This window comes from Streptomyces prasinopilosus (assembly GCF_001419695.1).
Lineage (GTDB): Bacteria > Actinomycetota > Actinomycetes > Streptomycetales > Streptomycetaceae > Streptomyces > Streptomyces prasinopilosus.
This window is the reverse complement of the sequence record NZ_LIRG01000353.1, coordinates 1-9394: the sequence shown is the minus strand read 5'-3', so window position 1 is coordinate 9394 and position 9394 is coordinate 1. Positions and strand designations below refer to the sequence as shown.

The 9394-nt window shown below is 73.2% G+C and carries 10 protein-coding genes; 7 read left to right on the top strand and 3 right to left on the bottom strand.

Going from position 1 to position 9394, the window contains the following annotated elements; all coding sequences use genetic code 11:
• Positions 1-52: 52 nt before the first annotated feature.
• The 6 genes from AOK18_RS15870 (at position 53) to AOK18_RS15845 (ending at position 5760) form a co-directional block, all read left to right on the top strand.
• The gene (locus tag AOK18_RS15870; RefSeq protein ID WP_079105034.1) at positions 53-1432 is read left to right on the top strand and encodes an MFS transporter; all 1380 of its coding nucleotides are present in this window, start codon (positions 53-55) and stop codon (positions 1430-1432) included.
• 33 nt (positions 1433-1465) lie between these two features.
• Positions 1466-1663 (top strand): hypothetical protein, encoded by a 198-nt coding sequence (locus AOK18_RS15865; RefSeq protein ID WP_055572601.1) that lies wholly within the window; start codon positions 1466-1468, stop codon positions 1661-1663.
• Entirely contained in the window at positions 1660-2031 is a 372-nt protein-coding gene (locus AOK18_RS15860; protein ID WP_055572602.1) for a type II toxin-antitoxin system death-on-curing family toxin, read from the top strand. Before AOK18_RS15865 ends, AOK18_RS15860 begins: the two co-directional genes overlap by 4 nt.
• Before the next feature lie 172 nt (positions 2032-2203).
• Entirely contained in the window at positions 2204-3994 is a 1791-nt protein-coding gene (locus AOK18_RS15855; RefSeq protein WP_055572603.1) for a DEAD/DEAH box helicase, read from the top strand.
• A gap of 281 nt (positions 3995-4275) precedes the next feature.
• Positions 4276-4914 (top strand): IclR family transcriptional regulator, encoded by a 639-nt coding sequence (locus AOK18_RS15850; protein ID WP_055572609.1) that lies wholly within the window; start codon positions 4276-4278, stop codon positions 4912-4914.
• A gap of 54 nt (positions 4915-4968) precedes the next feature.
• Entirely contained in the window at positions 4969-5760 is a 792-nt protein-coding gene (locus AOK18_RS15845; protein ID WP_055694779.1) for a S16 family serine protease, read from the top strand.
• Between the two features lie 149 nt (positions 5761-5909).
• Here the strand turns inward: AOK18_RS15845 and AOK18_RS15840 are convergent, their stop codons facing one another.
• The 3 genes from AOK18_RS15840 to AOK18_RS15830 all read right to left on the bottom strand — a co-directional run bounded on the left by AOK18_RS15840 (position 5910) and on the right by AOK18_RS15830 (position 7960).
• On the bottom strand, positions 5910-6683 hold the full coding sequence (locus AOK18_RS15840) for an ABC transporter permease (RefSeq protein ID WP_240503197.1): 774 nt from the start codon (positions 6681-6683) through the stop codon (positions 5910-5912).
• A 49-nt stretch (positions 6684-6732) separates the two neighbouring features.
• Entirely contained in the window at positions 6733-7380 is a 648-nt protein-coding gene (locus AOK18_RS15835) for an ABC transporter permease (RefSeq protein ID WP_055694777.1), read from the bottom strand.
• A gap of 79 nt (positions 7381-7459) precedes the next feature.
• Positions 7460-7960: an Lrp/AsnC family transcriptional regulator gene (locus AOK18_RS15830; RefSeq protein WP_055572607.1), complete on the bottom strand. Its 501-nt coding sequence runs from the start codon at positions 7958-7960 to the stop codon at positions 7460-7462.
• 227 nt (positions 7961-8187) lie between these two features.
• On the opposite strand from AOK18_RS15830, the gene hppD reads away from it, so the two are divergent.
• Complete coding sequence (gene hppD / locus AOK18_RS15825; RefSeq protein WP_055694776.1) at positions 8188-9336, top strand: 4-hydroxyphenylpyruvate dioxygenase; 1149 nt, start codon at positions 8188-8190, stop codon at positions 9334-9336.
• Positions 9337-9394 lie beyond the last annotated feature (58 nt).

Below are 9394 nucleotides of genomic sequence, written 5' to 3'. Positions count from 1 at the left end.
TCAGCACGCCGTCGTCCCGCCCCCCGCCCCCGGCGGCGAGCGGGACGACGGCGTGCTGAGCGGCCCCTACCGGGCGCTGAGCATCGGCATCGTCTCCGTGGTGCTGCTGATCGCCTTCGAGGCGACGGCGGTGGGCACGGCCATGCCGGTCGCGGCGCGCGAGCTGGACGGGGTGCCGCTGTACGCGTTCGCGTTCTCGGCGTTCTTCACGACCAGCCTGTTCGCGATGGTGCTCTCCGGCCAGTGGTCGGACCGGCGCGGGCCGCTCGCACCGCTCACCACCGGCATCGCCGCCTTCGCCGCGGGACTGCTGCTGGGCGGGACGGCGAACACGATGTGGCTGTTCATCCTGGGCCGGGCCGTGCAGGGCCTCGGCGGCGGGATGGTGATCGTCGCGCTGTACGTCGTCGTCGGCCGGGCCTACCCGGAGCGGCTGCGTCCGGCGATCATGGCCGCGTTCGCGGCGAGCTGGGTGGTGCCCTCGATCGTCGGCCCGCTCGCCTCCGGAGCGGTGACCGAGCACCTCGGCTGGCGGTGGGTCTTCCTCGGCATCCCGGTCCTCGTCACGTTCCCCCTCGCCCTCGCCCTCCCGCAGATCCGCCGCCGGGCGTCCGGCCCGGCCGGCGACGGCACCGGGGCGCCGGCCCCCTCCGGCGGCCGCCGCATCCGCCTCGCCCTCGCGATCTCCTTCGGCGCCGGACTGCTCCAGTACGCCGCCCAGGACCTGCGCTGGTTCTCCCTGCTGCCCGGCGCGGCGGGCCTGGCGCTGCTGGTCCCCGCGGTCCTCGGCCTGCTCCCGCACGGCACCTGGCGGGCGGCGCGCGGCCTGCCCTCGGTGGTGCTGCTGCGCGGCGTCGCCGCCGGGTCCTTCATCGCCGCCGAGTCCTTCGTCCCGCTGATGCTGGTCACCCAGCGCGGCCTCAGCCCGACCCTCGCCGGGTTCTCCCTCGCGGCGGGCGGCGTCACCTGGGCGCTGGGCTCCTGGCTGCAGTCGCGGCTCCGCCTGGAACCGTACCGGGAGCGGCTGGTCACCCTCGGGATGCTCCTGGTGGCCGTGGCCATCGCGGCGGCCCCGAGCGTGCTGATCCAGGCCGTCCCCGCCTGGACCCTGGCCGTCGCCTGGGCGTTCGGCTGCCTCGGGATGGGCCTGGTGATCTCCTCCACCAGCGTCCTGCTGCTCCAGCTCTCCGCCCCCGAGGAGGCGGGCACCAACTCCGCCGCCCTCCAGATCTCCGACGGCCTCTCCAACGTCCTCCTGCTGGCCGCCGGGGGAGCGGCCTTCGCGGCCCTCGGCGGCGGCACGGTCGCCCACGGGGCCACGGCGGCCTCCGCCTCCCACCCGGCCGCCTTCGTCGCCGTGTTCCTGCCGATGGCGGCGGTGGCCCTGGCGGGGGTGTGGGTGACGAGGCGGCTGCGGGTGGAATCCCGATGACACCAAGTGGTACCAAGCGGTACCGTTGGAAGTATGTCCGGACTGAACGTGCGTTTCACCGAGGAAGAGCTCGATGCCCTGCGCGACCGCGCCGCTGCTGAAGGACGCAGCATGCAGGCCTTCGCGCACGATGCGGTGATCGCGGCCATAAACGAGCATTCACGTCTGTTCAACGAGGCCGCCGATCACGTGCTGAAGGCCAGCGCGGAGCTGAACCGGAGGCTCGCTTGACGCACTTCCTCACGCTGCCCGAGCTGCTGAACCTCGCGAAGCGGCTCGGGGAGGACGCGGTGCGCGACTACGGTCTGCTGGATTCGGCGCTGGCACGTCCGCAGTCGAGCGTGTTCGGTCAGGACGCCTACCCGGACGTCTGGCAGAAGGCCGCCGCACTGATGGAATCCCTGGCCCGCAACCACGCACTCGTCGACGGGAACAAGCGCCTCGCCTGGTACGCGACCTGGGTGTTTCTCCATATGAACGGACACCCGCTCGATGCGGAATTCGATGTGGACGAGGCGGAGAGATTCGTGCTGGACGTCTGCCAGGGGGAGCTGGACGTCCCCAAGATCGCGTCCCGGTTGCCGCGTTTCGCGCGTTGACTGTGACGTCGGTCCCACCCCCGAGTGCCTCCGCCCGGCCCGGGCACCCTCCGGAGCGGGGCGCGGATAGGGTGGCCCGGTTGCCGTACGCCGGGTGCGGCCGGCCGCCCCGCGGCCGGGTTCCCGGCACGGCCGAGCCGCCCGCATCCGCCCCCGTCCCCCAACGGAGACCGTGACTACCGCCGCCGCTTCCGCCTCGCACCACCTGTCCCCGGCCTTCCCCGGCCGTGCCCCCTGGGGCACCGCCGGCAAGCTCCGGGCCTGGCAGCAGGGGGCGATGGAGAAGTACCTCCAGACGCAGCCGCGCGACTTCCTGGCGGTCGCCACCCCCGGCGCCGGCAAGACGACCTTCGCGCTGACGCTGGCCTCCTGGCTGCTGCACCACCACGTCGTGCAGCAGGTGACCGTCGTCGCGCCCACCGAGCACCTGAAGAAGCAGTGGGCCGAGGCCGCCGCCCGGATCGGGATCAAGCTGGACCCCGAGTACAGCGCGGGCCCGGTCGGCAAGGACTACCACGGGGTCGCCGTCACCTACGCCGGTGTCGGCGTGCGCCCCATGCTGCACCGCAACCGGTCCGAGCAGCGCAAGACCCTCGTCATCCTCGACGAGATCCACCACGCCGGTGACAGCAAGTCCTGGGGCGAGGCCTGCCTGGAGGCGTTCGAGCCGGCCACCCGCAGGCTGGCGCTGACCGGTACGCCGTTCCGGTCCGACACCAACCCCATCCCGTTCGTGGCGTACGAGGAAGGCGACGACGGCATCCGCCGGTCGGCCGCCGACTACACCTACGGCTACGGTTCCGCGCTGCGCGACAACGTCGTCCGGCCCGTCATCTTCCTCTCCTACAGCGGCAACATGCGCTGGCGCACCAAGGCGGGCGACGAGATCGAGGCCCGCCTCGGCGAGCCCATGACCAAGGACGCGATCAGCCAGGCCTGGCGCACCGCCCTCGACCCGCGCGGCGAGTGGATGCCGTCCGTGCTGCGCGCCGCCGACCAGCGGCTCACCGAGGTCAGGAAGTCCGTCCCGGACGCCGGGGCCCTGGTCATCGCCGCCGACCAGGACTCCGCCCGCGCCTACGCCAAGCTGATCCGCGAGATCACCGGCAGCAAGCCCACCGTCGTCCTGTCCGACGACACCGGCGCCTCGAAGCGGATCGACGAGTTCAGCAGCAGCGACGACCGGTGGATGGTCGCCGTCCGCATGGTGTCCGAGGGCGTCGACGTCCCGCGCCTGGCCGTCGGCGTGTACGCGACCACCATCTCCACCCCGCTGTTCTTCGCGCAGGCCGTCGGCCGCTTCGTGCGGTCGAGGCGGCGCGGCGAGACCGCCTCCGTGTTCCTGCCGACCGTGCCCGACCTGCTCACCTTCGCCAACGAGATGGAGCGCGAACGCGACCACGTCCTCGACCGGCCCAAGAAGGAGGGCGAGGAGGACCCGTACGCCGAGTCCGAGCAGGAGATGGACGAGGCGAACCGGCAGGAGGACGAGGACACCGGCGAGGACATGCTGCCCTTCGAGGCGCTGCAGTCCGACGCCGTCTTCGACCGGGTCACCTACAACGGCGCCGACTTCGGCATGCAGGCCCACCCCGGCAGCGAGGAGGAGCAGGACTACCTGGGCATCCCGGGGCTCCTCGAACCCGACCAGGTGGAACTGCTGCTGCAGAAGCGGCAGGCCCGGCAGATCGCGCACAGCCGCAAGAAGCCGGACACCGAGGCCGACCTGCTCGAACTGCCCGCCGAGCGGCGCCCCGTGGTCTCCCACAAGGAGATGATGGAACTGCGCCGGCAGCTCAACAACATGGTCGGCGCCTACGTCCACCAGAGCGGCAAACCGCACGGCGTCATCCACACCGAGCTGCGCCGCGTCTGCGGCGGGCCGCCCGCCGCCGAGGCCACCCCGGGACAGTTGCGCCAGCGGATCGCCAAGGTGCAGGAGTGGGCCACCCGCATGCGGTGAATTCCCTCCACGGTCCACGCATACCGCGTCAAAAGGTGCCACTTCACGGTCATCGATGCCCGGATTCTGGACGGAGCCTTCCGCTGACCGGACCGGCTCGCTACTGTCCCGCTACGCACACGCCCCGTGGCAGCGCCGCCGCGGAGCGCAGCCGTGAAGCGACCGCGCCCGGGACACAGCCGGGCCGCCGGCCGATCGGCGGCCTCTGGAGCGCGTCGCCGACGGGACTCGGTGACGTACGCGCAGGGGGCCGCCGACCTGACCCCGAAGGAGTGGGCGTCGTGACCGCGGAGACCTCTCAGACGCTCGACCGGGGACTGCGGGTCCTCAAACTGCTGGCCGACACGGACCACGGTCTGACCGTCACCGAGCTTTCCCACCGCCTGGGCGTGAACCGCACCGTCGTGTACCGGTTGCTGGCCACCCTGGAACAGCACGCGCTCATACGCCGCGACCTCGGCGGCCGGGCCCGGGTCGGGCTCGGGGTGCTGCGGCTGGGCCGCCAGGTGCACCCGCTCGTACGCGAGGCCGCGATGCCGGCCCTGCGGTCGCTGGCGGAGGACATCGGCGCGACCGCGCACCTGACGCTGGTGGACGGGGCCGAGGCACTCGCCGTCGCCGTGGTGGAACCCTCGTGGACGGACTACCACGTGGCCTACCGCGCCGGGTTCCGGCACCCGCTGGAACGGGGCGCCGCCGGCCGGGCGATCATCGCGGCCCGGCAGCGGCCGCGCGACCCCGGATACACCCTCACCCACGGCGAACTGGAGGCCGGCGCGTCCGGAGCGGCGGCGCCCCTGATCGGGGTCACCGGGGTCGAGGGCAGCGTCGGCGTGGTGATGCTGGCCGACGTGGTCCCCGAACGGGTCGGCCCCCGCGTCATGGACGCGGCCCGCGAGGTCGCGGAGGCGCTGCGCTGACGAGCGGCCCCGGGCGGCCGGGGCGGGGCCGGGACGCCGCGTTAGATTGATCCCGTGCTCTCTCGCCTCACGCGCCCCCAGGCCCTGGCCGTCTGCGCCGTACCCGCCGTCGCCCTGCTGGCCACGGCCGTGTTCGCGCCGCTGCCGTTCTCGGTGGCGCAGCCGGGGCTGACGGCCGACGTGCTCGGCGAGAACAAGGGCACGCAGGTCATCACCGTCTCCGGCGCGAAGACCCGCGAGACCACCGGCCAGCTGCGGATGACGACGATCGAGGCGACCTCCCCCGACACCCGGGTGAGCCTCCCGGACGTCGTCGGCGCCTGGTTCGGCACCGACCGGGCGGTCATGCCCCGCGACTCGGTCTACCCCACCGGGGACAACCTCGAGGAGATCGCGCGGTACAACGAGGAGCAGATGCGCTCCTCGCAGGAGGAGGCGACCAGCGCCGCGCTGGGTTACCTGGACCTGGACGGCAAGGGCATCGAGGTCGACCTGAAGCTCGCCGACGTCGGCGGCCCCAGCGCCGGCCTGCTCTTCTCCCTCGGCATCGTCGACAAGCTGAACGGCGACGACAGCGGCGGCGACCTCACCGGCGGCCGGATCATCGCGGGTACGGGGACGATCGACGCCGAGGGCAGGGTCGGCGCCGTGGGCGGGGTGCCGCTGAAGACGCAGGCCGCCCGGCGGGACGGCGCCACCGTCTTCCTGGTCCCCGAGGCCGAGTGCGCCGAGGCGCGGGCGGAACTCCCCGACGGGCTGCGCCTGATCCCGGTCACCACCCTCGAGGGCACCGTCGACGCCCTGGTCGCCCTGGAGAAGGACGCGGGTAAGGTCCCCAGCTGCTGACCCGGCCGCCCCGCACGCCGCACCGCCTCACCCCTCCTCGACCGGACCCCTCCTCGACCGGCCCCTCGTCCGCCGTCCGGTCCAGCGCCGCCCGGCGGGGGTCCTCGCCGGCCACGTCCACCCGCGCGTTCAGGGTCCGCGCCGCCTCGTCACGGGCCCGCCCCCGGCCCCCGCGGGCGTAACAGCAGTTCGGCCAGCGAGGCCAGCCAGGCCACCAGCAGGGCCAGGGCGACGGTGAGGACCGCCCCCAGCACCAGCACCGGCGTGCGCCGGCCGGTGATCCCGGCGGTGATCAGGACGCCCAGGCCGCCGCCCCCGCCGAAGGCGGCCAGGGTGGCGGTGCCGACGTTCAGGACCAGGGCCGTGCGCACCCCGGCGAGGAGGAGCGGGACGGCCAGGAGCGGTTCCCCACGGGCCGGCACGCCCAGTGGGGGCATGCCGGTGCCGGGGGCCGCCTCCAGCGGCGTCGGGTCGTCGGCCCGCAGGCCCGCGACGGTGTGGGAGAGCACCGGCAGCACGGCGTAGGCGATCATGCCGACGAGGACGGCCCGGCGGCCGGCGCCCAGCCAGATCACCGGCAGCGCCAGCAGGCCGATCGCGGGCGTCGCCCGGCCCGCGAGGGTGAACGCCGACACGGCCGGGGAGGCCCCGCGCAGCGCCGGCCGGGTCAGCAGGACGCCCAGGGGGATCGCGATGAGCAGCACGAAGAACGTCGAGATCACAGTCAGTTCGACGTGCTGCCCCAGTGCCTCGGTCACCTGCCCGTCGGAGAGCGCGCTCCGGGACGGCGCGTCCAGGTCGGCCCGCGTGAACCACAGCCAGGTCGCGGACAGGAGGACGGTCAGCGCCCCGGGCAGGAGCGTCAGCTTCCGCCACGTCACGCGGGGGGCGCCCGCGACCGGGGACCCGGGTGCGGCGGTCATCGTCCCGGGCGTGTGCCGCGCGCCGGGCGTGCGCCGCCGGGCGGGTGACTCAGGCACGCGTCCCCCCGGAGACGGTGAGCCGCCCGATCAGGACGTACCCGGCGTCGAACAGCAGCGCGAGGAGGGCGATCAGGAGGGTGCCCGCGAGCACCTGGTTGAGGGCGTCGCCGCTGTCCGGCGAGGCGATCCCGCGGAAGATCAGGTGACCGAGACCGGGGCCGGAGGCGCACGCGGCGACGGCGGCGATGCCCATCAGCATCCGTGTGGAGACCCGGATCCCGGTGAGGATCGGCGGCCAGGCCAGCGGCAGCTCCACCCGGGCCAGCCGGGCCGCCCGCGACATGCCGGTGCCGGCGGCCGCGTCCACCAGCGCGGGATCGAGCCCGCGCAGCCCGACGACCGCGTTCCGCGCGATCGGCAGCAGTCCGTACAGCGTCAGCGCGATCGCCGTCGGCGCCGCCCCGAGCCCCACGACCGGGACCAGCAGGCCGATCACGGCCAGCGACGGGACGGTCAGCAGGGTGGAGGCAGCGGTCGTGGCCAGGGCGCCCGCCCGGTCGCTGCGGCAGGCCGCCGCCCCGATCAGCACGCCGATCACGGTCGCCGCCACCGTGCACTGGAAGACCACGCTCGCGTGCTGGTACGCGTCGGCGAGCAGGTGCTGGTGGCGGCTGCCCAGGTACTCCCAGAAGTTCACGTCCGCTCACCCCAGCTCGGCCACGCCCGCCCGGTCGGTCCGGCGCCGGGTCCGTCCGGCGGCCCCGGCCCGGACCGGCTCAGTCCGGTCCGTCCGGGTCCCCGCCCGGCGGTTCGAGGAGCGCGGCCTGCTCCACCAGCGGGATGATCCGCAGCGGAACGGGGTTCTCCATCACGATCGCCGTGGCGGCCCGGACGATGCCATCAAAACCGACGACCCGGTCGATCACCCGTTGGAGATCGGCGTTGGAGCGGGCCACCAGCCGGCACAGCATGTCCCCGCTGCCGGTCGTGGTGTGCAGCTCCAGGACCTCCGGAACGGTCGCCAAGTGCGCCCGGACATCGGCCCCTTGACCCTGCCGGATCTCCAGCGTCGCGAACGCCGTGACCGGGTAGCCGAGGGCCGCCGGATCCACCTGGGGGCCGAAGCCGCGGATGACTCCGTTCGACTGAAGGCGGTCCAGCCGCGCCTGCGCCGTTCCCCGCGCCACCCCCAGCCGCCGGGACATCTCCAGCACCCCGATCCGGGGCTCGCGCGCGAGGAGCAGGATGATCCGGCCGTCCAGCCGGTCGATCGCCATGGAGGTCTCCGCTTCTGGTCGCCCGGCCACCCGGTCGCCCGGCCACCCGGTCGCCCGGCCACCCGGTCGCCCGGCCATCCGGTCGCCCGGCGGTCCGGCTGCTCGGCCGCCCGTTCGTCTGGTCATCCTGTACAGAAAGTCCGCCGATCACGGCAGGTCGCTGGACAGCATGCCCAGTGGACGAGCGAACTATTGCGCACCTTGCAGAGCTGGCTCACCCTGCACCCATGACGCAGACCACACACCACGCTCCCGACCCGACCGCCCGGCAGGCCGATCCCTTCCCGGTCAAGGGAATGGACGCGGTCGTCTTCGCCGTGGGCAACGCCAAGCAGGCGGCGCACTACTACTCCACCGCCTTCGGCATGAAGCTGGTCGCCTACTCCGGACCGGAGAACGGCATCCGCGAGACCGCGAGCTACGTCCTGGAGAGCGGCTCCGCCCGCTTCGTCCTCACCTCGGTGATCAAGCAGTCCACCGAGCAGGGCGCCTTCCTCGCCGAGCACGTGGCCGCCCACGGCGACGGCGTCGTCGACCTCGCCCTCGAGGTCCCGGACGCGCGCGCCGCGTTCGCCTACGCCGTCGAGCACGGGGCCCGCCCGCTCGCCGAACCGTACGAGCTGAAGGACGAGCACGGCACCGTCGTCCTCGCCGCGATCGCCACGTACGGCGAGACCCGGCACACCCTCGTCGAGCGCACCGGCTACGACGGGCCCTACCTGCCCGGCTTCGTCGCCGCCGACCCGATCGTGGAACCGCCCGCCCGGCGCTCCTTCCAGGCCATCGACCACTGCGTCGGCAACGTCGAACTCGGCCGGATGAACGAGTGGGTCGCGTTCTACAACAAGGTCATGGGCTTCACGAACATGAAGGAGTTCGTGGGCGACGACATCGCCACCGAGTACAGCGCGCTGATGTCGAAGGTGGTGGCCGACGGCACCCTGAAGGTCAAGTTCCCGATCAACGAGCCCGCCGTCGCCAAGAAGAAGTCCCAGATCGACGAGTACCTCGAGTTCTACGGCGGCGCCGGCGTCCAGCACATCGCGCTCAACAGCAACGACATCGTGCACACGGTCCGCCAGATGCGCGCGGCCGGCGTGAGCTTCCTGGACACCCCGGACTCGTACTACGACACCCTCGGTGAGTGGGCCGGCGAGACCCGGGTGCCGGTCGAGACGCTGCGCGAGCTGAAGATCCTGGTCGACCGGGACGAGGACGGCTACCTGCTGCAGATCTTCACCAAGCCGGTCCAGGACCGGCCGACCGTGTTCTTCGAGATCATCGAGCGGCACGGCTCCATGGGCTTCGGCAAGGGCAACTTCAAGGCCCTCTTCGAGGCGATCGAGCGGGAGCAGGAACGCCGCGGCAACCTGTGACCGGATGACGGCGGCACCGGGCCGGCGGGGCCGGCACCGGAACCGGCGGGGGCCGGGC

Excerpts from the sequence above, each read along its gene's own strand:
- AOK18_RS15865 (WP_055572601.1), top strand. The coding sequence starts at position 1,466 with ATGTCCGGACTGAACGTGCGTTTCACCGAGGAAGAGCTCGATGCCCTG.
- AOK18_RS15840 (WP_240503197.1), bottom strand. The coding sequence starts at position 6,683 with ATGACCGCCGCACCCGGGTCCCCGGTCGCGGGCGCCCCCCGCGTGACG.
- AOK18_RS15830 (WP_055572607.1), bottom strand. The coding sequence starts at position 7,960 with ATGGCGATCGACCGGCTGGACGGCCGGATCATCCTGCTCCTCGCGCGC.
- hppD (WP_055694776.1), top strand. The coding sequence starts at position 8,188 with ATGACGCAGACCACACACCACGCTCCCGACCCGACCGCCCGGCAGGCC.